Annotated in this window: 21 protein-coding genes; 12 read left to right on the forward strand and 9 right to left on the reverse strand. The window is 50.6% G+C overall.

Annotation, left to right across the window (positions count from 1 at the left end; genetic code table 11):
• Positions 1-112: 112 nt before the first annotated feature.
• Positions 113-553, forward strand: coding sequence for an RDD family protein (locus MHI45_RS24955; protein ID WP_340894439.1), 441 nt, complete (start codon positions 113-115; stop codon positions 551-553).
• Positions 554-650: 97 nt separating this feature from the next.
• On the opposite strand, the gene MHI45_RS24960 is transcribed toward MHI45_RS24955, so the two are convergent.
• Genes MHI45_RS24960 through MHI45_RS24970 form a run of 3 tightly spaced genes read right to left on the reverse strand, consistent with a single transcriptional unit; the run spans position 651 to position 3,793 of the window.
• On the reverse strand, positions 651-2,975 hold the full coding sequence (locus tag MHI45_RS24960; RefSeq protein ID WP_340894438.1) for a hypothetical protein: 2,325 nt from the start codon (positions 2,973-2,975) through the stop codon (positions 651-653).
• On the reverse strand, positions 2,965-3,303 hold the full coding sequence (locus tag MHI45_RS24965) for a hypothetical protein (protein WP_076113697.1): 339 nt from the start codon (positions 3,301-3,303) through the stop codon (positions 2,965-2,967). Before MHI45_RS24965 ends, MHI45_RS24960 begins: the two co-directional genes overlap by 11 nt.
• Positions 3,287-3,793 (reverse strand): RNA polymerase sigma factor, encoded by a 507-nt coding sequence (locus tag MHI45_RS24970; RefSeq protein ID WP_445667510.1) that lies wholly within the window; start codon positions 3,791-3,793, stop codon positions 3,287-3,289. Before MHI45_RS24970 ends, MHI45_RS24965 begins: the two co-directional genes overlap by 17 nt.
• A 328-nt stretch (positions 3,794-4,121) precedes the next feature.
• Here MHI45_RS24970 and MHI45_RS24975 point away from each other — a divergent pair, with 328 nt between their 5' ends.
• The 5 genes from MHI45_RS24975 (at position 4,122) to MHI45_RS24995 (ending at position 15,958) form a co-directional block, all read left to right on the forward strand.
• Entirely contained in the window at positions 4,122-11,222 is a 7,101-nt protein-coding gene (locus MHI45_RS24975) for a chitobiase/beta-hexosaminidase C-terminal domain-containing protein (protein ID WP_341119583.1), read from the forward strand.
• Between the two features lie 161 nt (positions 11,223-11,383).
• Positions 11,384-12,061, forward strand: a complete 678-nt coding sequence (locus tag MHI45_RS24980) for a YjgB family protein (RefSeq protein WP_076111267.1) — start codon at positions 11,384-11,386, stop codon at positions 12,059-12,061.
• 171 nt (positions 12,062-12,232) lie between these two features.
• A complete protein-coding gene (locus tag MHI45_RS24985) occupies positions 12,233-13,372 on the forward strand; it encodes a winged helix-turn-helix domain-containing protein (RefSeq protein WP_076111266.1) in 1,140 nt (379 codons plus the stop codon).
• Positions 13,373-13,466: 94 nt separating this feature from the next.
• Complete coding sequence (locus tag MHI45_RS24990; protein WP_076111265.1) at positions 13,467-14,741, forward strand: MFS transporter; 1,275 nt, start codon at positions 13,467-13,469, stop codon at positions 14,739-14,741.
• A gap of 647 nt (positions 14,742-15,388) precedes the next feature.
• A complete protein-coding gene (locus MHI45_RS24995) occupies positions 15,389-15,958 on the forward strand; it encodes a histidine phosphatase family protein (RefSeq protein WP_076111264.1) in 570 nt (189 codons plus the stop codon).
• Between the two features lie 61 nt (positions 15,959-16,019).
• Here the strand turns inward: MHI45_RS24995 and MHI45_RS25000 are convergent, their stop codons facing one another.
• Both MHI45_RS25000 and MHI45_RS25005 read right to left on the reverse strand, forming a co-directional pair.
• On the reverse strand, positions 16,020-16,799 hold the full coding sequence (locus MHI45_RS25000; RefSeq protein ID WP_076111263.1) for a TatD family hydrolase: 780 nt from the start codon (positions 16,797-16,799) through the stop codon (positions 16,020-16,022).
• 53 nt (positions 16,800-16,852) lie between these two features.
• Positions 16,853-17,986, reverse strand: a complete 1,134-nt coding sequence (locus MHI45_RS25005) for a stalk domain-containing protein (RefSeq protein ID WP_076111262.1) — start codon at positions 17,984-17,986, stop codon at positions 16,853-16,855.
• A 270-nt stretch (positions 17,987-18,256) separates the two neighbouring features.
• Between MHI45_RS25005 and MHI45_RS25010 the strand changes: the two genes are divergently transcribed.
• On the forward strand, positions 18,257-18,673 hold the full coding sequence (locus tag MHI45_RS25010; RefSeq protein WP_076111261.1) for a MarR family winged helix-turn-helix transcriptional regulator: 417 nt from the start codon (positions 18,257-18,259) through the stop codon (positions 18,671-18,673).
• Between the two features lie 224 nt (positions 18,674-18,897).
• The gene (locus MHI45_RS25015) at positions 18,898-19,059 is read left to right on the forward strand and encodes an aspartyl-phosphate phosphatase Spo0E family protein (protein WP_081965701.1); all 162 of its coding nucleotides are present in this window, start codon (positions 18,898-18,900) and stop codon (positions 19,057-19,059) included.
• Between the two features lie 36 nt (positions 19,060-19,095).
• Here MHI45_RS25015 and MHI45_RS25020 read toward each other — a convergent pair whose 3' ends face one another.
• A complete protein-coding gene (locus MHI45_RS25020; RefSeq protein ID WP_076111260.1) occupies positions 19,096-19,386 on the reverse strand; it encodes a hypothetical protein in 291 nt (96 codons plus the stop codon).
• A gap of 171 nt (positions 19,387-19,557) precedes the next feature.
• Between MHI45_RS25020 and MHI45_RS25025 the strand changes: the two genes are divergently transcribed.
• From MHI45_RS25025 to MHI45_RS25040, 4 genes are all read left to right on the forward strand, one after another.
• A complete protein-coding gene (locus tag MHI45_RS25025; RefSeq protein ID WP_076111259.1) occupies positions 19,558-20,124 on the forward strand; it encodes a sigma-70 family RNA polymerase sigma factor in 567 nt (188 codons plus the stop codon).
• Positions 20,121-21,089, forward strand: a complete 969-nt coding sequence (locus MHI45_RS25030) for a DUF4367 domain-containing protein (protein WP_083675686.1) — start codon at positions 20,121-20,123, stop codon at positions 21,087-21,089. Before MHI45_RS25025 ends, MHI45_RS25030 begins: the two co-directional genes overlap by 4 nt.
• A 157-nt stretch (positions 21,090-21,246) precedes the next feature.
• Positions 21,247-22,104, forward strand: a complete 858-nt coding sequence (locus MHI45_RS25035; RefSeq protein ID WP_076111258.1) for an AraC family transcriptional regulator — start codon at positions 21,247-21,249, stop codon at positions 22,102-22,104.
• A gap of 400 nt (positions 22,105-22,504) precedes the next feature.
• A complete protein-coding gene (locus tag MHI45_RS25040; RefSeq protein WP_076111257.1) occupies positions 22,505-22,969 on the forward strand; it encodes a GNAT family N-acetyltransferase in 465 nt (154 codons plus the stop codon).
• 86 nt (positions 22,970-23,055) lie between these two features.
• On the opposite strand, the gene MHI45_RS25045 is transcribed toward MHI45_RS25040, so the two are convergent.
• The 3 genes from MHI45_RS25045 to MHI45_RS25055 form a co-directional block, all read right to left on the reverse strand.
• A complete protein-coding gene (locus MHI45_RS25045) occupies positions 23,056-23,724 on the reverse strand; it encodes a hypothetical protein (protein ID WP_076111256.1) in 669 nt (222 codons plus the stop codon).
• Between the two features lie 140 nt (positions 23,725-23,864).
• Positions 23,865-24,284, reverse strand: coding sequence for a MarR family winged helix-turn-helix transcriptional regulator (locus tag MHI45_RS25050; RefSeq protein ID WP_076111255.1), 420 nt, complete (start codon positions 24,282-24,284; stop codon positions 23,865-23,867).
• Between the two features lie 76 nt (positions 24,285-24,360).
• Positions 24,361-25,329: a hypothetical protein gene (locus tag MHI45_RS25055; protein ID WP_076111254.1), complete on the reverse strand. Its 969-nt coding sequence runs from the start codon at positions 25,327-25,329 to the stop codon at positions 24,361-24,363.
• Positions 25,330-25,369: the final 40 nt, after the last annotated feature.

Genomic DNA, 25,369 nt, shown 5'->3' on the forward strand with positions numbered 1-25,369 from the left:
TTGGCGAATAATTTCTTAGAATGAAGAAGTAGTAAAAACACTTCAGGGGGAGCGTTAAATATTCGATGGAGCAAACGTTGGAAACCAGGCTTGAAATGAGTAGTTTTATTATTTGAATAGATGGTCGCTTGCGTCGGCGGAGAACTACAATTCTTTAATTCCGCTGTTGATCGAGTGGGGGGCACTGGCAGCGTTCAATATTTTTATGGTTGTGAAGTATGGCGGGACACCGGGGAGGCTGCTGCTCAAAACAAGAATTGTAAACGGAAGCGGTTCTTATCCTACGGTGAAGCAGTCGGTGATCCGCTACAGCCTTTATCTGATCAACTCGCTGCTTGCAGTAGTTATAACTTCTGATGAAAAGATGATTTCTTCGTTGTCCGGCTATTTTTCCGATTGGGCAAATCTGAACAATGGTCTTAATGAGATTCTGGGCCTTATTATTATTGCCGATTGCCTGATTATTGTGGTTACCCGCTACAACCGGGCCTTACACGATATGATGGCCGGAACATATGTAGTAAATAAAGCCGCACTGGATGAACTGAAGTAAGGCAAAAGGGGATAGAAACGGGTTGTTCAACTACCCGGCTCTATCCCCTTGCTTATGCCAACGAATGAAGAGGGGCAGAATATCGCCGGAAAACTCCTTAACTAACCTCAAGAACAGCCCTCATGAAGTTTTTCAGCGCTGTAGACTCACCCTCCTTGGTCCACTGTTGCAATGCCTCCGATTCCCCTGCGACATAGGAAGCAAGCTTCTCTTGCAGCAGGTTGTCAAAAACCTCCGGCTGCTTTTCCCGTTCAGACTGAAGCTTCGAGATCAGCAGAGGCCAGCGGTATCCGCTTGTTCGATATCCGTGCTCAGGATAACGTTTCGCCAGCTCCAGCACCGAGGTGAGCGGCTGGCCGGCGGCTAGTTCCGCCGCCAGATAGCTGCCGATAAAGCGGTGGCTGAGGTCTTCCTCCAGCGCAACGGCAAACTGCTTGCGGGCCTCTGCCAATTGCCCCTGAAACATAAGTGCGGTGGCATGGATGGCCATCTCATAAGAGCTTGGTTTTTCCTGAATAAGCTCATTATACATGGAGTAATATTTGTTATAGTTCACCCAGTCGGCGTGGTCAAAGTAGTGATCTACAAGTGAAAAGGTAAAATTGGCATCCGGACGCAGCTGAACGAGCTGGATTAACAAGGGTATTGTCGCATCCTCCGCTTGTTTATCTTTTGCATAGGAGGCTTTGGCTGTCAGGAGATGAGTCAGCATTTTCAGAGCATGGGCATCCTGCGGATTTGCGGCGTAGTCCCGGCGATAGGCCTGCAGTGCCTGCTCGAGCTTCTTGTCCTTAACAAGCTTGTCTGCGGCAGTAAGTGTACGCGACTTGTAGTAGAAGAAAGGCAGATTGCCCACGGTATCATCGTTCAGCCGGTAGCCGTTGCTGCGGGTAAGCAGCTTGCCTTGCTCATCAAAAGCATCGACGGTCCACGAGAACCGGCCTTCAGGGTCTGCGAACCCAAGCAGGGAGGACGGTTCAATAGTTTTCCAGTTATCTGTGCCGCCGCTGATGGAGAAGCCGCCGGCATCGTATAACTCTTCCGCCGGGATGGATACCTTGTTGTCCTTAATGTTCTGCCGAACTATGGTAGTGAATGAGCCGTCTTCTATATTAACGGTGCCGCTCAGGTTGTAATATGCCGCAGTTTTGACCGGCTCCCATTCAAATTTAACGGAGGAACCGGTAACTACTTGTGAATTGACAGGAGATTTAAGTTCAAGCAGCGGCTGCAGAACGATATTTTCGGTAAAATCGTCCCCTGGCTTGATTTCAATCCAGTCATCAGACTGTACAGGCCAGGCCCAACCGTCGATCTGGGCAAAGCTGACGCCGATCTGAAGCTGATAGAAGCCGGGAATAACCCCTCTGAATTGATAATGTCCGCTCTCATCGGTAACGATTTGATAGGGTTCGGTATTGCGCATAACACTATGATGGACCTCACTTTCTGCACGGAGAAAGATGCCGGCCCGCGACACCGGGGTTCCATCGCTTTTGGTGAGTGTACCCTGTAGGGTCGCCGGTGTATGGATACCCATATCTACAGCAGATTGCAGTGCCGTCCGAAGGGCAATAAGTCTGATGTCGCTGTCAGTAGTTCCCTGCTCGAAGGCTTCAGCGCTGCTGTCATTGCCGCTTTCTCCTGAATGGATTGACTGTAGTTCGTCCCCGCCATATTCCTTTTTCAGTTCTTTCCATCCCACCCGGTATTGTTCCAGCGCGGTTGTAACCAGAGTTAATGCCTCACGGCTTTTCCCTTGGGCAAAAAGCAGTCGTCCGCCAAGCCAGGCCGTACGGGCATCCATTTCCAGATCGTTGTTCTGGACAAGGAAATCCGCTTGCTTCAGCAGGGCTTCCGCCGCTGTGAAATTACCGCTGTTCAGTGCCCGTTCTGCCCGGATCAGCGTCAGTTCCTTTGACAAGGAAGAGGTGCTGCTAATCCGCTCCACCGCAGCTGCCAGTGCCTGGTCAGCCTCATCATCCATTGTGCCAATCACGTCGTACTCATAGAGCAGCTGCTTGACCGCATTCAGCATGGAATAGTCAGCAGGGCCTTGCATAATATACTCCTGCAGGAATTTGATCCTGTCTCCGGGCAGCAGAGGGGAATAAATTTCTTCGTTTTCACTTTGTGATGACTGGGTCATCGAAGCTCCGATATACACATTGAAGCTGTACGAAGTATCCAGATTGCCGGGTTCAATGATCTTTGTGCGGATCAGCTCCATCCGTTTGCTGCCGGTGCTGCCATTTAGAGTATTGAGAAGTTTTATTCGATCATCCTTGGCTGTGGAAGCCGTTAAGGCGGGGGGTCCTGTTCCGGATCGTGAGAAAGGCAGTACAACAGCTACTATAGCCAACAGAGAGAGGGGCAGCAGCACAAACAGCACCAGATGTTTGACCCTTAATCTAATTATCATACCGTTTCACCGCCCGCTCATAGATGTCTTTCCAGTACATATTGCCTCCGGCTTTGATTAATTCACGTTGTCCCGGCTGCTGAACAGCTTGCTGGGTTTCAGTACCGGTATGCGGTGAATATAACAGCAGTGCTCCTGTTACGAGGAGTGCCGTGCATGCGCCAACAGCTTTGAGCGGAATTTCCAGCTCCTTGTTCCACAGTGCCAGCAGACGGGCCCGGCCCGTAGGAGGGTGGGTTTGCCGCAGTACCTGTTCATGACCTGTGAAAGTGACGGGACGGAGCTCCTCATCAAGCCGCTGTTTGATTTGTTCACGATCCGTATTCATAGGAAATGCCCTCCTTCTCCAAAGTCTGCTTAAGCAGTATCCGGCCTCTGGCCAGACGGGATTTAACCGTATTCTCCGCTGTATTCAGCTCCGCGGATATTTCGCGGATGCTCATTTCATGGAAATAGTACAAGGTCAGACTTTCACGATAGATGTAATCCAGGCTTCGGACGGCTTCAACCAACCGCACATGATGCCATTCCACCATAAAATGTTCTTCCGCTCCAGCGGAGGCACCGGACTCTTCCATCCATTGTCCGCTCTCTGCCGCAGGAAAAATGCTCCGCCAGCTCCACGTCCGCTGCTTCATCCGGCAGCGGTTGACAACAATGGAAACCAGCCAGGCCTTTAGCCGCTGCGGATCCTGAAGCTGGACCATTTTGGCGTAAGCCTGAATGAAGGTATCCTGCACGGCTTCTTCGGCAGATTGCTGGTCTTTAAGCAGCAGGCAGGCGGTTCTGAGCAGCATATCACCATAAAGCTCCATCAACAGGCGGAGAGCCGACTCATCCCTAGCAATAATTCTTTCTATAATATCCAGATGAAGCTCCCCTCCCTTTACTATTAAGATGCGTGCTGGTGGGTTATGGTTGCGTAAGCAGGCGATTTTTTCCTGAGATACTTAATAAGAGTTGAATAGTAGATCGAAATAACTCAAAAGCAACTATGCGGAGTTGTCCAAATAGCTGTTTTTTTATTTATTTTTTTAAATGATTAATTTTTAGAGGATTTAGGCGTAGGATGTCGAATTATGGGATATTAAGTTTGTTCACAAAATTGTCAGTTTCATAGACGAGATCACATAATGGAGGCAGCTAATGATGAAAAGAGGTTTAAGTTATTTTTCTGTTGGAACGATGTTGCTTGGGGTTTTAACGCTGTTCTTGTTTCACCCGCAGGCTGTAAATGCTGCTAATCCGGCACCGGATTCTTTTACGCTGAAAAGCTACGACAATTTACCATCCAGTGCAATGTCGGATCTTGCCTATGGCAATAATACGTATATCGCAGTAGGTTACTACGGGGCGATTATTAAATCTGCGGATGCAGAGACCTGGGTGAACGTAAAAACAAAAGCAGACATCACCTACACTGGAGTGGCAGATCCGAGCTCATTCACTTTTAACGGGGTAGCCTATGGAAACGGATTATTCGTCGTAGGCGGGAGCGCGGGAGTCATTCTGACCTCACCCGACGGCACAACATGGACGCAGCGCACCTCCAATGTGAGCAAGGGGATAGGGAATGTTGAATTTCTTCAATTTAACGGGAACAGTGCATTCTACGCCACAACAGAGGGGAAATATTTAACGTCGGCAGACGGAATTACTTGGACCTCAGTCGTCCCTACTGGCCTTGCTTCTAGCGATTATGTAACGAGAATAACGGCAGGAAATAATGGATCCAGACTGGCTATTGGCACCGGGAACGGGAAAATATATTCCACTACGAATGGCACAACCTGGACTGTAGCACAGCCGTCAGGCCCTTCAGGACCATCTATTGGTACAAACATGATCACATGGATGAAGGACCGCTATTATATTTCAGATCCTTTGGCATATATTTGGACCTCTACAGATCTCTCAACTTTCACTTTGCTGGGTGCCCCCTTTAAGCAGAATTCCTCTCAATATAATAATCAGATGTTTAATGGATTTTATGATGGCACAAAATATTACATGTTCGGCTATGAAGCTCCTAATTATGGTGCTGTGTATACCTCGACGAACGGAACCACGTGGACGATGCAGCCGTTTAAGAATTATTTTGTGACTCAGAGCTCGATGTTCGTGAACGGAAAGTATTTCCGTCTAGGAAATGAAGGAATGATGGTATCCCCTAACGGCTCGGATTGGAGCTATAAATGGGGGGGAGCTTTTTATGAAGTTATCCATGACGGATCCCAATATGTCGCTGTTGGCAAAGAAGGTGGAGATGGGGCCATATGGACTTCGGGTGATTTGGCTTCATGGAGTAAAGCCGCTTTACCCTCAAGAACAGGAACCTTTACAGCCGCAGCATATGGCAACAACAAATACGTGGCTATCGGCGATGTGAGTCAAACGACAGCAGCACTGGCTACCTCAACCGATGGTTCAGCGTGGACTGTGCGGAGCAGTATAAATGATTCCACATCTTTGACGGACATCGCTTTTGGCAACGGGAAATTTGTTGCAGTTGGGGCAGGCTCTGGTTCGGTGCCCAAAATAAAAACGTCGGTTGACGGGGTGGTCTGGAATGAGCCCGTGCTGCCTGTGCAATCCATTGATGCCATATATACCGTAACCTATGATAATAATCAATTTATTGCTTTAGGGTATGGCTATGACAGCAGTGGTAATGTAGACCAGGCAAGTATCTGGACCTCAACAGATGGGGACACCTGGGTAAATCACTCCGGTGCTTATCCTAATCACACAGAAGCTTTTAATAATATTGTTTATGACGGAAGTAAATATGTCCTGACCGGGTATAATTCAACAACCTATGAAGTATTCTCCCGCACGAGTGAGGACCTCTCGGCATGGAGCGCCCCAACTTTAACTGGTACTTATAGTTTCTATGGGGCTTCTACGATGATGGGACAAAAGGGAAACAATATTTATATGGTAGCAATCGACAGCAACAATGTTCCGGGGATTTACTACACAGGAGACCAGGGCTCTACCTGGCAGGATGCTGGAGTTGATTTGTCGGACATTGATATCAATGCGATTTATGCCCTGATGGAGCTGAATGGTGGAATTGTTATCTCCGGGAATTCGCAATTGGTGATGTCGGCAAGCGGATCCCTAGCGCAAGTGGATGCGCCAACAGCGAATCCTACCGGAGCCGGAGGCGCAGTGGCGTCGGGTACGGAGATCACGCTGAGCAGCGCCACCAGCGGAGCGGTGATCTACTATACAACGGATGGCACAACGCCAACCAGCAGCAGTATGCTCTACAATGGAGCAATTACGCTAACGAGCGCGACGACGATTAAAGCGATCGCGGTGAAACCGGGGATGACAGACAGCTTGGTGCTGAGCGAGAGCTACACGATTATGGCGCAGGTTGCAGCGCCGACAGCAAATCCAGCCGGAGGCGAGGTTGCGTCGGGCACGGCGGTGACACTGAGCAGCGCCACCAGCGGCGCAGTGATCTACTATACAACGGATGGCACAACGCCAAGCATCGGCAGTACGCTGTACAGCGGAGCGATCACCCTGACGGGCGCGAAGACGATTAAAGCGATCGCGGTGAAACTGGGGATGACGGACAGCTCGGTGCTGAGCGAGAGCTACACCATTATGGCGCAGGTTGCAGCGCCGACAGCAAATCCAGCCGGAGGCGAGGTAGCGTCGGGCACGGCGGTGACATTGAGCAGCGCCACCAGCGGAGCGGTGATCTACTATACGACGGATGGCACAACGCCAACCAGCAGCAGTACGCTCTACAGCGGAGCGATCACCCTGACGAGCGCGAAGACGATTAAGGCCATCGCGGTGAAACCGGGGATGACAGACAGCACGGTGCTGAGCGAGAGCTACACGATCATGGCGCAGGTTGCAGCGCCGACAGCAAATTCAGCCGGAGGCGAGGTAGCGTCCGGCACGGCGGTGACACTGAGCAGCGCCACCAGCGGCGCAGTGATCTACTATACAACGGATGGCACAACGCCAACCAGCAGCAGTACGCTCTACAGCGGAGCGATTACGCTGACGAGCGCGAAGACAATTAAAGCCATCGCGGTGAAACCGGGGATGACGGACAGCCCGGTGCTGAGCGAGAGCTACACGATTATGGCGCAAGTAGACGCGCCAACAGCCAGTCCAGCCGGAGGCGAAGTAGCGTCCGGCACGGCAGTAACACTGAGCAGCGCAACCAGCGGCGCGGTGATCTACTACACAACGGATGGCACAACGCCAACCATCGGCAGTACGCTCTACAGCGGAGCGATCACCCTGACGAGCGCGAAGACGATTAAGGCCATCGCGGTGAAACCGGGGATGACGGACAGCCCGGTGCTGAGCGAGAGCTACACGATCATGGCGCAAGTAGACGCGCCAACAGCCAGCCCAGCCGGAGGCGAGGTAGCGTCCGGCACGGAGGTAACGCTGAGCAGCGCCACTAGCGGCGCGCTGATTTACTATACAACGGATGGCACAACGCCAACCAACAGTAGTACGCTCTACAGTGGAGCGATTACGCTAACGAGCGCGAAGACGATTAAGGCCATCGCGGTGAAACCGGGGATGACGGATAGCTCGGTGCTGAGCGAGAGCTACACCATTATGGCGCAGGTTGCAGCGCCGACAGCAAATCCAGCCGGAGGCGAGGTTGCGTCGGGCACGGCGGTGACACTGAGCAGCGCCACCAGCGGCGCGGTGATCTACTACACAACGGATGGCACAACGCCAACCATCAGCAGTACGCTCTACAGCGGAGCGATTACGCTGACGAGCGCGAAGACGATTAAGGCCATCGCGGTGAAACCGGGGATGACGGACAGCACGGTGCTGAGCGAGAGCTACACGATTACGGCGCAGCAAGTTGCAGCGCCAACAGCAAACCCAGCCGGAGGCGAGGTAGCGTCGGGCACGGAGGTGACGCTGAGCAGCGCTACCAGCGGTGCGGTGATCTACTATACGACGGATGGGACAACGCCAACCAGCAGCAGCACGCTCTACAGTGGAGCGATTACGCTAACGAGCGCGAAGACGATTAAGGCCATCGCGGTGAAACCGGGGATGACAGACAGCACGGTGCTGAGCGAGAGCTACACGATCATGGCGCAAGTGGACGCGCCAACAGCCAGCCCAGCCGGAGGCGAGGTAGCATCCGGCACGGCAGTAACGCTGAGCAGCGCCACCAGCGGCGCGGTGATCTACTACACAACGGATGGCACAACGCCAACCATCAGCAGTACGCTCTACAGCGGAGCGATTACGCTGACGAGCGCGAAGACGATTAAGGCCATCGCGGTGAAACCGGGGATGACGGACAGCACGGTGCTGAGCGAGAGCTACACGATTACGGCGCAGCAAGTTGCAGCGCCAACAGCAAACCCAGCCGGAGGCGAGGTAGCGTCGGGCACGGAGGTGACGCTGAGCAGCGCTACCAGCGGTGCGGTGATCTACTATACGACGGATGGGACAACGCCAACTAGCAGCAGTACGCTTTATAGCGGAGCGATTACGCTAACGAGCGCGAAGACAATTAAAGCCATCGCGGTGAAACCGGGGATGACAGACAGCACGGTGCTGAGCGAGAGCTACACCATTACGGGGCAGCAGGTTGCAGCGCCGACAGCAAATCCAGCCGGAGGCGAGGTAGCGTCCGGCACGGAGGTAACGCTGAGCAGCACCACTAGCGGCGCGCTGATTTACTATACGACGGATGGCACAACGCCAACCATCAGCAGCACGCTCTACAATGGAGCGATCACCCTGACGAGCGCGAAGACGATTAAGGCCATCGCGGTGAAACCGGGGATGACGGATAGCTCGGTGCTGAGCGAGAGCTACACCATTACGGCGCAGCAGGTTGCAGCGCCAACAGCCAACCCAGCCGGAGGCGAGTTAGCGTCCGGCACGGCGGTAACGCTGAGCAGCACAACCATCGGCGCGCTGATTTACTACACGACGGATGGCACAACGCCAACCATCGGCAGTACGCTGTACAACGGAGCGATCACCCTGACGAGCGCGAAGACGATTAAGGCCATCGCGGTGAAACCGGGGATGACGGATAGCTTGGTGCTGAGCGAGAGCTACACGATTTCAACAGCCAATAACAGTTCAATCAGTCCGAAGACTGCAAGCTTCGATAAGAATACGGGCAAACAGGCGGATGTTGTAATAACGATGATGCTGAATGGCAATAATCTCACCAGCATCTCAAACGGTGTGGCATATCTTGCCGCAGGAAGTGATTACACCGTGTCAGGCAACACAGTAACCCTCCAGAAGGATTACTTGGCTACGCTGGCAGAAGGCACGACGAGCTTAACGTTCAACTTTACAGCGGGCGCAGTGCAGACACTTGTTATTACAGTAACCGATACGTCGGTGCCTATCCCGGGTGTGCCGTTCCTGCAATCCGCTTTTACCGGTAATGGGGAGATCAACCTGATCTGGAGTCCGGTTACGGGTTCAACAGGGTACAAGATATTCCAGAGACTTTCTTCCTCTGAATATGGCAATGAAATAGCTACAGTCAGCGGTTCGGTATACAGCTATAAGGCGACAGGATTGAATAATGGCACAGCCTATTATTTTGTGGTCAAAGCAGCCAATGAAGTAGGGGATAGCGCGGCTTCGAACGAATTGAGTGCTACTCCAAAAACGGTTCCGGGCGCGCCGACGGATATAACCGCAGTAGCCGGAAATGGACAAGCGGTGGTAAGCTTTACGGCCCCGGCAGAGACCGGAGGCAGTGCAATTACCGGTTATGAGGTTACGGCTTCGCACGGCAACATTGTGGGGGTTGGAACAACAGGTCCCATTACAATTACAGGACTGACAAACGGCATGGCCTATACTTTTACGGTAAAAGCGATTAACGGCGCAGGCAGCAGTGCCTCATCCGCTCTATCGAACGAAGTTACGCCAATCGCGCCATCCGCGCCATCTGGTGGAGGAGGGAATGAGAACCCGCCTGTAATCACGACTCCAGTGACAAACGACGGAGTTGATGTTTTTGTTAATGGCAAGGTGGAAAGAGCAGGAACAGCAACAACCTCCACTGTGAACGGGCAGAGTGTTACAACTGTCGTAATTGATCAGAAGAAGCTGGAAGAAAGGCTGGCAGCCGAAGGCCAAGGAGCTCTGATAACGATTCCGGTGATCAGCAGTTCTAATATTGTAATAGGCGAGTTAAGCGGCCAAATGATCAAGAGCATGGAACAAAAGCAGGCGGTGCTTGAGTTTAAAAGCGGAAATGCCACTTACACGCTTCCTGCGGCGCAAATCAACATTGAGTCTATTTCAACACAGCTTGGAGCGTCAGTTGCCCTTGAAGATATCAAAATTCAAATTGAGATCGCTAAGCCGACAGCGGATACGCTGAGAATAGTGGAGAATTCGGCGGCTGCAGGTGAGTTTACGCTTGCTGCTCCACCACTTAATTTTGTAATCCGGGCTCAATACGGGGATACCACGGTTGAAATAACGAAGTTCAACGCTTATGTAGAGCGGATGATTGCTCTTCCGGATGGTGTGGACCCGAACAGAATTACAACCGGGGTTGTGGTTGAGCCGGACGGATCGGTGAGACATGTGCCGACAAAAGTGGCTAAGATTGATCAACAATATTTTGCCATCGTCAATAGCTTGACCAACAGCACCTACTCGATTATCTGGCATCCGCTGGAATTCAAGGATATGGACGGTCATTGGGCAAAAGATATCGTCAACAACATGGGCTCACGCATGATTATTGACGGCGTTGGGAACGGAGCGTTTAATCCTGCTGCAGAGATTACGCGGGCCGAATTCGCCTCAATCGTTGTACGGGGGTTAGGTCTGAAACTGGAGAACGGTACGGGTGCTTTCTCGGATGTGAAGGCTTCGGATTGGTACAGCAGTTCAGTGCAGACAGCGTATGCCTACAAACTAATCAACGGGTTTGAAGACGGCAACTTCCGTCCGCTGGACAAGATCACCCGTGAACAAGCAATGACAATGATTGCAAAAGCAATGCAAATCACCGCGTTGAAAGATAAGCTCCAGAATAAAGAGGCTTCAGAGCTGCTGAGTTCCTTTACGGATGCAGGCAGCGTTTCGAAATGGGCAGTGGGCAGTGCTGCAGATAGTGTTGCCGCCGGAATTGTTTCCGGTAGAACTTCCACACGATTAGATCCTCAGGCATCTATCACAAGAGCCGAAGTTGCCGCAATGATTCAGCGGTTGCTGCAACAGTCGGATTTAATCTAGGCAAGCGGATAAAACATTCCGAATTGCGCCACTTGGCTGCTAAGGCAGCTAAGTGGCGTTTTTTCTTGTGCCTAAAGTCGTCTTAGTACTTAGGGTGTCTTCTGCAACCTTTCCCTATTTCCCTCCGTCAGTACTAGCAGTTCAGTCAAGGAGATGACAAGATGACAACAACATTTAGAGCAATAGCCGGCATCTTTATATTGGCAGGGGTGATCGGGCTCACGGCTTGTGATTCCTCTGATCAACAGGCGGCGGCCTCTGCATCGCCGGCAACGGCGGCTGGTACGGATGTACCGGCAACCTCACAGCCGGAAGCGAGCGCTTCATCTGCTCCAACCGAGGAGCCGGCAGCGGCAGCTTCACCAAGCTCTGGAGCTGGAGGGTCTTCTGCCGCAGCTCCGCAGGATAGCAGCAAGCAGCTGGAAGAACTGCTCCAGCTTGCCAAGCAGGGCAAAGTGCCGGGTGTAGAATATGCTGCGCACAGCGGATTAATAGATGAGGTCGAAGCAGCATGGGGAGAGCCGGACACGAAGGATTCGGCGGGTAAAGGGATGTATTCAGTCTACAGCGACAAACATGCCGTATTTGGTTTCAATAAAGGCAGCCGGATCTTCGATGTCCGCTCAAGCGCTGCTGAGTTGCAGAAGTTGACTCTGAAGCAGATTGAAGAAGTACTTGGCAAGCCGGACAGCACTGCGGTGAACGGCAGCGATAAGATCTACATTTACCAAGCCGGCAAGGAATACCAGCTCAAATTTATTATTCCGGAGTCCTCCGGCACCGTGGATCATATCTCTGTATTTTCCGAACAGGATGCAGTTAACAATATGGCGGGATAATCTGCGGATAAGAGATACTGCTGCTGCAAAGCGCGATAGGTAGAGTAGAAAGAAGAGCAAACCTGCAGGAAGTTGCGGGTTTGCTCTTTTTGCCTTTTTCCCGCTGGAGCTGTGTGAAGGCTGGCTGTTATAATAAAGTGATAGATTCATCCGTGGAAAAGAGGTTCAGCTATGCATCTGGAATTAAACGGGAGCGAATACAAAGTGTCGGCCGAAGGAATGATGATCGAGCTGCTGCCTAAGGAATTTGCGCTCCTGCAGTTTTTATACCATAACAGGGGGCGTACCTTCAGCCGGGAGCAGCTTCTGGATAAAGTATGGCCGCTGGAGTATCCGGTGGAACGGACAGTGGATGATCATATCTACCGGCTGCGCAAAAAGCTCCGCGGACTTAAAGGACTTGATATCAAGACGGTACGGGGCTTTGGTTATAGTCTGGCAGTGCCGGGATTGGGCAGTGTGATGATTACGCCAACCACGCATGATCCGGAGCTGCGCGATACGATGCGTGACGTGTTCGGCAAGTTTCATGTATACGGCCAGGGCAAATCGATGCTCACCCTCGCGCGTCAGCAGGACATACTCGGCTATGAGCTGGACCCGCATTATTCCATGGTTATTCACTTTGTGCAAGGGGATTTGGAGTGGCTGCTGTATACGAAAGAGGTGCCTTTGAAGGACCGGCTTTTTTACCTGCTGCTGTTCTACTTTTTCTCCGGCGAACCCAAGGCGAAGCTGGCGTACTGTGAGCAGGTGATCCGGAAAAAACTGTTGCCTCCGCCTGATCAGGTGGAATTGGAGATCCTCACAATTCTGGATTTGTTCACCTTGGCGGGGCAGCCGGAGAGGGCGCTGGAACGTCTGGAAAGGTCCTATCAAGTCATTGCTGAACCCGGTTATGAAAATTTCATTCCGGTTACGATGATTGTGGAGCTGTTTGTGCATCTGGTGGCGGGAACCGGAGATGCTGAGCTGGAACGGCTGGACGAGGCTATAGAGGGAGTATTGTTGGACAAGCCTTTTTTGCGGGAGATTGGCAGCTATAAAATAGTCAAAGGACTATGGCGTTTGCGCAACAAGCAGTGGCGTGAAGCAGAGAAACTGCTGGATGAAGGGCTGCAGGTGCTGGAAATGACCGGATTCGTTCCTCTGCCTCTTCATGCGTTGTACCGGATATATCACTTCTGCCGGATGTTCCCTCCTCCTCAAGCGTTGCAGCACAAATATGATAATCAATTTGCAGCCAAGCTTGAGGAATTGGGGTTCGACCGGCTCGCCCAGTCTTTGGAGGATGTGTTGCAGCAATATTGAAAGCTCTCTGATAATTCTCTGACAATTCTCCGTTACAGTAGGATCATGAATTACACAATTCTTAGATTCTAAATGTGACCTGGAGGAATGACAGATGGAGGCTTCAACTAAGCAGGGAACCAGCCTGCTGCATAACAAAGTATACATGCGTGTATACAGCGCCTTCGCCACAGCAACCTTTGGCGATTGGTTCGATACACTGGCCATTCAAGTGCTTGTCGGCTACCGCTGGCAGGCCAGCCCGCTGATGCTGGCGCTGATTCCGGTAGCCATAGCACTGCCGAGCGTATTGCTCGGCTCCGTGGCAGGGGTGGCCGCCGACCGGATGAACAAGCTGAAGCTGATGCGGTTATGCGATCTGCTCACCGCGGTTCTGACCGTGCTGGTATTATTCGCTCCCAGCATGGTCTGGCTGCTGCCTTTGCTGTCGCTGCGCGCAGCAGTTTCTACGTTAAATGTGCCTGCACAGCAGTCCATGACCCGGAGTATTGTCAGGGAGGACCAGCTGCTTCAGGCAACCTCGCTTAACGGCATTGTGAATCAAGGCTCCAAAATTGCCGGCCCGCTGCTGGGCGGATTAGCCTTGTCAGTGCTCACGCCGCAGTGGTGCATTTTACTGAATGCCATTTTTCGTGTCTGCTCCTATCTGCTGCTGCTTTCGGTAAGAAACATTCCTGCGGGAGAGACAAATCCTGTTCCCGAGTCACCGGAAGAACGTGTTCCGCTTCGCACCATGTGGAAGGAAGGCTGGAGCTTTATGCTGCACAGCCGAGTGCTGCTGAATACGATGCTGTTCGGACTTACCGGGGCATTGGCGATCCAGATGGTTGATTTTCAATTTACCAGCTTGTTCCGGATGGTTTCGCCGACCAATGAATCCTTGCTGGGCTGGATGGTTGCCGCTTCCGGTGCGGGGGCTGTGCTCATCATCCTCGTCATGAACAAGCTGAAGCTGGGAACGGGATATGGCTGGAGACTTGGCACCGGTTATGTGCTGATCGGCGGTTCAGTTCTTGGCCTGGGATTGCTCCAGCCTGGAGCTTCTGTAATCTGGGTGCTGCTGCTGGGATTCGTACTGGGCATCGGGAACGGAATGTTTATTGTGGCCTTTAATTATTGCCTGCAGAAAGAAACGCCTCCACATATGACAGGCCGGGTATTCGGTATTCAGAGCACGATCCTCGGTGCCGTGATGATTGTTGCCCCGCTGCTGGGAGGTCTGCTGGTCGAACTTGCCGGTCCTGGTCAAATCTTCGTCAACTTCGGCATCATCCAAGCTGTTCTGGGTCTGACCGGTATAGTGTTCGGACGTGTGCTTTGGCCAGTTGCAAAGCAGGAGAGAGTAAGTTCCGTAGAACAGGTCAGCTAGTGTGGTCGATATTTGTGTGCTGGATAGAAGTGTGCTGGATAGAAGTGTGCTCAATAGAAGTGGAAGTGGCTCTAAATGGCGTGACAGCGTAGTTAAGCTGGTTCTGCGGACGAATTGGGTAGTAGGGCAGCAGTGCCTGGAGTTATTTTAGTTGTGTTTTGGTAAGCTGGACCTCACACTTTGCCTCATTTGCCGGGTGGCAGATTTATAGTTGTATTTCGTACAGCTAAAGTGACTCCCCAGGGCCTGATTTTACTTTTAATTGTATTTCGTACAGCTAAAATTAGCTGATTTCCCGAAATTCGGTGGATAGCCGATTTCTAGCTGTACAGAATACAACTAACTCTCCCATATGTGCAAATATCCCTGATATAACTGTACAAAGTGCACTTACGGCTTCCCGTGTGGGCTTCCCCTGTAGAGCTTCCCATAATCAACTTAAATATCCAACAAGCCCGCGTGCTCTTTCGTAGTATTAGGTCATCCAGAAACCTTTGGTTGGTCTATTTTTCTTGTTGAAGGAGGACATGGAATTCTCCCGGCGAAAGTGTAAGGAGAAGCGTATGCTTCAGCCGCAGGCTTGTAGGCAGTTACAGTTATTGTAAGAATTCAATGCCGGCAATACAATTTCAGGAGGATTATTTGAAATGAGTACTTTCATTTACATGGTACGGCACGGAGAGTCTCCCAAAACCGGAGGAGATGAGAGGGAACGCGGGTTATCTCCAAAAGGTGAAGCAGATGCCCGTCAGGTGACGGCAAGATTGCGGAGTGAAGGGATCCATGCATTTTACAGCAGTCCTTATGTCCGTGCGGTACAGACGATAGCAGATTTAGCAGAAGAACTGGGCCAGGAAATTGTTCCTGATGAAGCTCTGAAAGAAAAAATCTGGATGGAAGGCAACCGCCCGTTGCCAGAAGATGAATTATATCCAGCGCTAAGGAAGATGTATGCAGACGCGGATTTTGCCTTACCGGGCGGAGAATCCAATAACGAATGCCAAGCACGGGCGGTCCAAGTCCTTAAGGATATCCTGCGGAAGCACCCGGGAGAAAACATAGTCATCGGCACCCATGGTCTGGTGATGGCCTTAATGATGGGTTATTTCTCCGCTGACTATGGACTGGAGTTTCTGATGCAGACCAAGAAGCCGGATATTTACCGGATGGAATTCACCGGTGAGAAATTGTCAGGTGTAGAAAGAATCCCGCTGTAGGGCTAGCTCTTACTTGTTGGCAATTACACAGCCGTTTTCTCCGGCGGCAGCGTGTCTCTATCTAGAAATCATAGAACCTCGCCGTATTCGCAGTCAGCATGGCCGCCGCCTGGGAGGTGGAATAACCATGCAGCGCCCCCCAGGCGGCTGCAACTTCACGGATCATGGCCGGATGGGTGGGCTTCCCGGCAAAAGGACCTTCGAACGGCCAAGGTCCATCTGTCTCCGCCATTACCAGCTTCGGCGGATAACGGAGGGCGAGGTCGCGGATCTCCGGTTCGTAGAGAATATCCGGGGTGAAGGAAATATGATATCCGCGTTCGATCATGCGGACAATAGCTTCTTCCGGGCCTTTGAACCAATGAAAGTGCGCACGGGTAATGCCGTGCTTCTCCAGAAGATCGCAAGCGGTCAGAGCATCCTCGTATACGGCATGCAGTACAACGGGCTTGTTCAGGCGGGCTGCAAGGCCAAGCAGGGTATCCAGCAGCCTGATATACGGCTCCATCTCAAAGGCTTCGCCCCGCTCCAGTGCTTCTGCCCGTGTATAGTAGGGCAATCCGATTTCACCTACGGCAGCCATTTCTCCCGCATGGCGTTCAATCCAGTCCAGCAGTGCGTAAAGCTCGGTTTCCTGAGGCAGCGGCTGCTCGGGATGGAAGCCATAGGCCGGTTTTACCTGGGCTGGATATAATGCGGCGATTTTCTGCGTGCGGATGCAGGAATCCAGGTTCATCGAGACTGCGATCAGCGACTCGATGTCGAGTCCTGGCAGCTCAAGCAACATGGACTCCAGCTCCATGTCAGTATATTGCTCTAGATGGATATGGGCATCTATCATTGGTTTCTTGAACCTCCTTCTGTTGTCTCCGGCAGACTCTTGATTTTGTTCAATTACCCCTGCTTAGGCTCCATGTTCGGCTTAATGGCAGCATCCGGCTCAAATTTGATTGAACCCAGTTCCATTCCCTTCCCGCCTGCCTTGTACTCCAGCATGAGTGTTCCTATACTCTCTTGCATTCCGACCATTACACTGGTCTCTGCCTTCAGTTTGCCGCCCTCCACTTGGTAATAGGTAACAGCGCCGATTCCTGCCTCCTTGCCGAAATAATCCAAACCGTTATCCGTTGCACGGCCGGTAAGCCGCAGTGTTAGCTTGGACGGTGCCGTTCCTTTGACCTCAAGGCGGATCAGCACATCCTTCTGATCAATGGTTAAACTGGAGGTGATAGCTGCTGCAGCTGCCTTATCTGCTGCAGGGAGGGTTAGCTCTTTCCACAGTTCAGGCTTTACGACATGGACCTCCTGCGCAACAATTCCGGTTCCGGTACCCCGCGTCAGAATGACGATTGCTTCCGGCTTCCCGTCGTTATCGACATCGGCATAGTGAAGCTCGGGCGGAGAGTTGTGGATTCTTGGAGCCGACCAATTGAAGTTATGTTTCCGGCCATTCACTTCAAGTATGAATCCTTTATAAGTGTCGCCGTTCTTTAGCGCGGTGTATAGCTTGACCTTGGAGTTGTCCGCTGCAACGGCAAGCGGCTCCTTGGGAACCCGAACCGTCGTGCTGACACTTCCGGGCACAATGGATACTGTATTCCCTGTGGTCTCAAGCCTACTTTCAGCTCCGGTAAGATCATACAATGTATCAGCCGGGATATAGTTATGTCCATCCTTCACGATGACGGGTCCTTCCTGCATTTCTTCATTGCTGCCGTCTGTTTGTGTATAGGTGATTTGCATGGCTGAGCTGCCGGGTATAAGGACTGTATTGGAGCTGATATCGCTGAGGGTCAGTTGTTTACGGACATTGTCCCAGATCAATTGGCAGGGATAATATTCGAGCAAGACTCTTGCGGGTACATACAAGATTCCTCCGGAATAGAAGGGATGAAGAGGTGTGAGAGCAGGTTGTCCATCCACAGAAAGGAGTAAGGGGGAAGCGGCGTGAGCAGTATCTATAGGAGACGCAGCCGTACATCCTGCAATAAACAGGGCGATCGCGGCAGCGCCGAATAATTTTTTCATAGGTTAACCTCCAAAGTATAAACGTTCCAGTCTATTTTATTATATATTAAAACACCTGCTTTCAGATCACGATCTGTTAACAAAGCAACAACAAGGCTGTTACGAATGGGTCAGGTGCCAGCGGCCAACGTAGTGAAGGTACCCGGAATCACACCCTGATCGACAGGGATTCACCGGCTGGAAGCGGAATATTGAAGAAATCTACGCCGGGAAGTGCGGCTTTACGGGGAAAGGCTTGACACATATTTTGCTTAAAATTAACATGGGATTATGAATGAAAATAATGTACTCGCGGTCATTGGCCGCATTCACCGGCGTGGCAATAAGTTCATCGAACGGGAATTGAAAAAACACAATCTTCAAGGTATCGCCCCCTCGCACGGAGATATCCTATACCAGCTGTTTGTCCAGGAATACATAACGATGCATCAGTTGTCTTGCTACATTGATAAGGACAAATCTACAATTACAGCTTTGGTGGATAAACTGGTGCGCATGGAATACGTCCAGCGGGAGCAGGATCAAAGAGATGGGAGGATCTTTCGCTTGTCTCTTACGGCGAAAGGCCGGGAGCTTCAGCCGATATTTGAATCCGTATCGGAGTCGCTGCTGGCAGCGGTCTATGAGGACTTCGCACCGGAAGAGAAGCAGCAGCTGCTAGGCTTATTAGAAAAGATTAAACTATGAAGAACGGCAGGAGACGGGCCGAGGCGGTACAAGAGTATTTCTTGTACCGCCTCGGTCTGTTTACGGTAATTCTGTTTCCACCTCTGAAATTTATATTTGTCGTCTTTTACCGCCGCCTAACGGGAACTAAACCGCAAGCGGCGTCTTTTTATATGTTGATGCATTGTATAACTTCACCTATATTTTGACATAAACCTCTAGAATGTTTACGGGGGGTAGTGCTAATGAACGAGATAGAAGTCATCCAGAAACAGATTGAAGTGGAGCGGGCCAGACTAAATCAGATGGAACAGCAGTTTGGCCTGCTGCACCCGAGTGTAATTAAACAATCTATGTTACTGGATGAGTTGATCAATAAATATACTAAATTAGATAATAATGTATAATTAATAGTTGTTGGAAAAGAAACGGTCCGCTGGGAACTACACAGTGCCCGTTTCTTTTTTGTGGAAAATCCCTGTAAGCAGAACGATCAATCCGGCCAGGCAAAAAAGCGGAATCAGCAGCAGCAGCAGCGCAATCCCTGCAAATCCATCATGTGCAACAAAGTCCGCATAGAGCAAAGAAATCATCCATGATGCCAAGGGAGAGACAGGCACCATGAGGGTGATCCCCCAAATGATTAATTTTCTCTTTCTGGTTTTCCCGCTGCTTACACGATACGCTGCAACTAGAGCAGCTATTAACAGTAACGCTGCAAATACAATTACCATAATTTCAAATCCTCCATTTTAGAAAATTCATCATAGATTTGGTTAATTGTACCACGGAAAATTCATTCGTAAAAATTTCCCAATCCTGTAATGAAACTGCGCGTACACACGTATTAGCTGGAGTAAATTACTTGGCCAAGTGAAATTTTGCAGGAAGGGAGAGCTTAAGGGATGCAAGAGCGCGCATTGTTACAGCCTTTTATTCTAGAGAGAATGCAGGAAAATACGGAGACAGACCAGCAGTTTACAACGATTTTTGAAACCTACTATAAGCGGATATATAACTATATAGCTTACAGGGTCAGCTGCCGTTATACGGCTGAGGATCTGACGAGCCTGGTATTTGAGAAAACGTTGTCTAAGCTGGACAGCTTTTCCGGTGAGAAAGCGCCCTTTGAAGTGTGGCTGTTTGCCATCGCCAGAAATGTTGTGAACGATTATTACAGAAGCCGGAAGAGAACCCGTCTGTTCTCACTGGATACAGTTATGGAGCTGGTGTCCGGCAAAAAAGCCCCCGAGGATTTGCTGCTGGAGGAAGAACGAAATACGAGGCTGAATCATGCGCTGAACAAGCTGGCTGTCAAGGAGCGGAATGTCGTAGCGCTTAAATTCGGTGCCGGTTTGAAAAATAAAGAGATCGCTCTGCTCACAGGGATTTCCGAGAGTAATGTAGGCGTAATTCTCTACCGGAGTATGAGAAAACTCAAATCTGAAATAGGGAGTGTCGATGAACTGTGAAAAACAAGGATACCGCGCAACGTTTTGCGAGGGATATGGATAACGGTGTTCACAAAGCAGGCTCTGGTGAATGGAAGGGATCCGAGGAATACCGTGAGCTGCTTGAGCTTGGACAAGTGTTGGCCGAACATGATTTCAGCCGCAATACGTATCAGCAGGCAGTTTGGTCCAAGGTTAGAAGCCGGGCAGGCAAAGTGCAGGCCGGTTCCAGAAGGAACTCTTCCCGCAGCTTCAAGCGGCCGGTAATGATTGCGGCTTCGCTGCTTGTAGCATTTGCGGTAAGCGGAGCCGTGGTCAAGCCATCCTTTGCCCAGGAGGTTCTGAGCCGGGTGCTTCAGACCATTAATTTGGGACATATCATAGCGAATGAGATGGATCCGGACCAGATCCCAGAAATTCCGGAAGAGATGAAAGGCAAGATTTATGATAAGGACGGCCATCCGGTAGTATCCTTTGCCCAGGAGATAGAGAGGGGGCAGATCTTTACGGCGGACGGCGAGCTGATTGTGGATTTTGTAGACGGCAAACCTGTCACACAACAGGAGCAGGATGTGCTGGATAAGGAAAAAGCCGCAGGTATTTTCAGCGTCAAGACACTTGCAGAGCTGAATAAATACGCTGCTTTTGAAGTGAAGCTGCCGGAATATTTACCTGAAGGGATTGCCTTTGACCACGGAGAGCTTTACACGGGAAAGGACGGGATCAGCAGCAAATATGTCGACTTGATCTTCACCAGTGAGAAGAAAGGCATAAAGTTCTGGATGCAGCAGTCTTATGCTGATCATGAAACGGCCTATGAGATGTCGACCGACGGCAAGATCGAGCAGGTGAAGGTGAACGGGATCGACGCAGTGTTAATGAATAACAAAAGCTTGGATTGGGAAGCAGACGGCGTATTATACAGCTTGAGCACCCAAGGTTTAGACCGCGAAGAAATCATGCAGATTGCTGAATCAATCCGCTGAGCAGCGGAACAGGGGATCTCCTTAACGGGGGATCTTTTTGTTTAAATATAGAATGTATATGCTTCTCGCTATAAATGGACTTAGCAATAAATGTCCGGTAGTCTGTTTGCCGGGTGATTATAATGAAGGTAATCGTTGCAACGAGGATGTGAACGGCTTGGGATATACGGAGTATATGCAGAAAGCAATTGATTACATTGAAGAGAATCTGCAAGGACCGATTACGATTGAGGATTGTGCGCGCGTATCCGGATTCTCGAAATTTCATTTCCACAGGTTATTTAGTATTCATCTGGATGTCACCTTAATGGAGTATATCCGCAGGAGACGGCTTTGTCATGCGATGAATGAGCTGATTTGTGGAAGAAGGATTTTAGATATTGCCATGGATTACGGATATAGCTCTGAGCGTGCGTTCAGCAGGGCATTTCTGCAGGAGTTCGGCCAAATTCCAAGCAGATGCCGGAGTGCTAACTACTCCATCCCTCCCAAACCGTTGTTAGAGGAAAGCTTAAACCACAGTACAGGAGGCATTCTAATGGATTATTTAAGTGAGGTCAGAATTGACAGTCTCCACACGATGAATACCGCCAGCGGCGTAAGAATCAGCAAGGATCCTGAGGCGGAGGTCATCACATTTATGAGTGAGTGGTCAGCGAAAACGGGGATCGGCGCCGGGACAAGAAGGTTTGGTTTTGATGTTCCTGTGTCTGAAGAGCAGCAGCAGGAAGGTCTGCGGGGGTATGAATATTGGGTTGTACTGGGTCAGGATATTCCGGCACTGGCTGAAGGTATAACGTGTAAGCATGTGGAGGGCTGCAGGTACGCAATATTGCGGATTACGGAGCCCTTTGCCGATCCCTTTGAGCGTATCCCCCTCGGCTGGAAGAAGCTCGCGGCTTGGGTGAACAGCAGGGGATACCAAACAGCCTGTGACAAAGAGCGTTACTGGCTGGAGGAAGTACAGGAGACCGGGGAATCTGTGGTGATGGATCTCTATTTTCCCATTGAGTAATCAGAAACGTTGAACGTAAAATTTGGATACTTAGAGTCGCAAGCGTTCAACAGAAGTACCGGGAAAAACGTCCGCTAATTTTTAGGGAATCAGCACTTTTTCGCAATGAACGGGAATGTTGCCCGCTATTTCTGTGGATCCAGTCGTATGTGGTGTTTATGATGGAATTATAGGGATTAATTCCCTATAAAATGCAATTAAGAGACTGTTCTCGCAATATTCCGGGCATATTTCCCTTTAATCCAAGACTGTCGTCCAGTCAGCTGAATCTCTGACTATGAACCTCGAATACAGTAACCGAAGGAACAAAACATCACCCCTTTTTTTTGCAGCGGTACAGCAGTTACTCCTTTCATAACTAAACTAATAAGATGAATAATTCAAAGGAGCCAGAACATATATGATTACGATTCAACTAGCCGAACCACAGGACGCCAAGACCTTAGCCGAAATACAGAAGAAAACCTTCAACGAGGACGCGCGGCAGTTCCAAAATAAAGAAGAAGACGGGCCACCGGGCTATGATTCCAGCGCCTGGCAGGCAGAGATGATGCAGAAGGGCCACTATTACAAGCTGCTTGCCGATGATGCCATCATTGGCGGAATGATCGTCTTTCCTGCTCCCGGCGGGGAGAAATGTCATCTTGGACGGATCTATATGGACCCGCATTATCAGAATAAAGGCTACGGCCAGGAGGCCTTCCGCTTCCTGTTTGACACTTATCCCTCAGCACAGAAATGGACATTGGACACGCCCTCTTGGGCAGTCAGAAATCATTATCTCTATCAGAAGCTGGGGTTCATCCGGATCGGAGAGATTCAGGATGCCTCGAGCGGAGAAACCATAATTGAGTATGAAAGATGACCTCCAGGATTCAGGATTTCACATACCGCAGGCAGCTTCGGAGGCATCAAGGAGGGCTGCATTGGGTCGGGAATCCATGCGGCTGCTCATGATACTGGCCCTCCAGATCCGTTCGTATGCACAGCTCTGCCCACTTTCGATTTCGGGTCAACATGCAGACTTCCGCTGTAGCGGATCTCCTGAATATCGCAACCGGGTCCAACCCGGATCTGCTCCCCGCACACAAGCTCAGCTGTCGTGTGCTCCAACTCAATGGCTGTCCCTTGAATCAAGCGGGCAGTCAATTTGCGGAACGGTCCCATTAGGCGCTTAAGCAGCAGAGAGGAGCGCCTGACTATCAGGGTTCCGTCCGTTCTGATCTGATCCGCAGTACAGGAAGAACCGAGCAGAATCGTAATGGATTCCTTCGCGGTAAGGCTGTTCACCCGCACAGCGCCTTCCCCCTGAAAGGTCAGCGTATGGATTGCTTCCGATGCCGCAACATATCCGGAGGAACGGATATGTTCGGCTTGCAGGCTGTGTAAACGCAGGCTTCCGAAATTCTCTACCTTTGCAGCAAGACAGGCACCTGTTATAGAGCATTCTCCAGACACTTTCAGCCGTCCCGTCGTAACCTTGCCCAGCGCTTTCAAGTGACCGAATACATCTACGGAGGCAGAGGTGATATCCTCCCGGCGGATGAGAGAGCCTCTTACTTTAAGCGGAGGATGATTCAACGCATCTGCCACCGAAGTGTGTTTGTCCAGATGTATCATGAGTAGAGCCCCCTTTTGCCGGATATTATTTTAATAATTAAAATATATATATATAATAATATATAGTCAATAAAATAATAATCCATTCAAAAAGCACCGCCTTTCAGTTGCCTGAGGCGGTGCTTGCGCAGATAAGAGAGCTATTCAATAATTTCGTCCATCAGTATTTGAATTTTGGAGAGTGTATCTGCAATCTTATCCAGCTCTGCGGTAGCGAAACGGTCAAACAGATCAAGAATCCGCCGTTCCCCTTGCTCCGTAAGTATGATATTGACCACTCTGCGGTCTTCCTTGGTACGTACCCGTTCAATTAGAGCCGCCTCTTCCAATCTATCGCACATGGAGGAAGCAGCTCCCGGCGTAATGACGAATCGTTCAGAGATATCTGTGATATTCAGCTTTCCCGTAAGCCGCAGTTGGAACAACAGCATAATTTGGTTCTGGGTCAAGGATTCCTGCCTGTTAATTCTGTCAACGAAGGCCTGGGATTTATGCTGGACGGCTGCCATTCTATCCATCACCTGATGGATAGCCATTGTTTTCTCTTCTTCTGCGCTCATAGGCACGCTCCAATTTGTTATAGTTCTTAAAATATATAGAAGCTATAACTTTGTTGTCAAGCGTACCTGCTTCTGCTCAGCGCAGTCCTATATCGTGAAAACGGTTGGCAATGGGTTCACGCAGCAAGTGGCGGATCGACTGAATGGCGGCGGTTTCGGCTGCCTTGGCATCGCCGAATAAGGTTAGTAGTTCTTCTAACCTGGAAGGCGGGAGAGGTTGCGTATGGAGTTCAACCTGTGTGATCGCCTCGAATATTTCCGACAACCGGGTATAATGTGCGGCGATCTCTTTTGCAGCTGGCCAGTATGCCAGAACTTCCTGTGCATACTTTGCCGCATCTTGTTTGGCCGCAGTGTAGACAAAAAATGTTTCGGCGGCTCCTTCAGCGTCATAGCCGCCGGAACGAAGTGCTTCTACAATGGCATCATAAGCCGCAAGCCCGCATGCATAACCGGACTCCGGCAGCATGATGTCATGGGTTTCCGCTTTGAAGACCGCTTGTATGAAAGATTCTTTAATGGCCTGCAGCACATCTATCTCGATCTGCTTCTCGTAGACCTGATAGTAGGCATAAGGAGAGAGGTTCCGCCCTAATGCTAAGAAGGGGAGTTCCTGGCAGGAATCTGCTATCCCGTCCAAATAATAAAATAGCTGCTCTTGTTCATGGTATCCGTTCACAATAACAAACCGGTCTTTCCATACCACTGCGCCCGTTCCGCGGTCAATGCATGCTTTGATATCAGAGATGGCCTGCTGCTGGTAGAGAGGAAAGGTAGGTGTGAAATTAAATCCGCCCATTTGGGAGGCGGTTATTCCAATCAGGTCACAAGCTACAAGATGCTCCGCCATCCAATTGTAGGCCGTGGCCGAATCGGAATGGAGCTGCCTGTGAACGGAGAAGCGGAAACAGGCCGCCGTCATTCCGGACAACATACATTTCGGCAAAGTGAACCAGCCTTTCTCTGTCAAAATACCGTATAGGGCATCTGTAAACGAATGCGATTCCTGGCGGTATTGAAGCGAATGGAGAATGACTTTACTCATGAATAAATTCCTTCTTTCCGCCGTTCTTGTTCATAGCACG

Origin of the sequence: Paenibacillus sp. FSL H3-0321, assembly GCF_038002865.1 — a bacterium.
In the GTDB taxonomy this organism is placed as follows: Bacteria; Bacillota; Bacilli; order Paenibacillales; family Paenibacillaceae; genus Paenibacillus_AQ.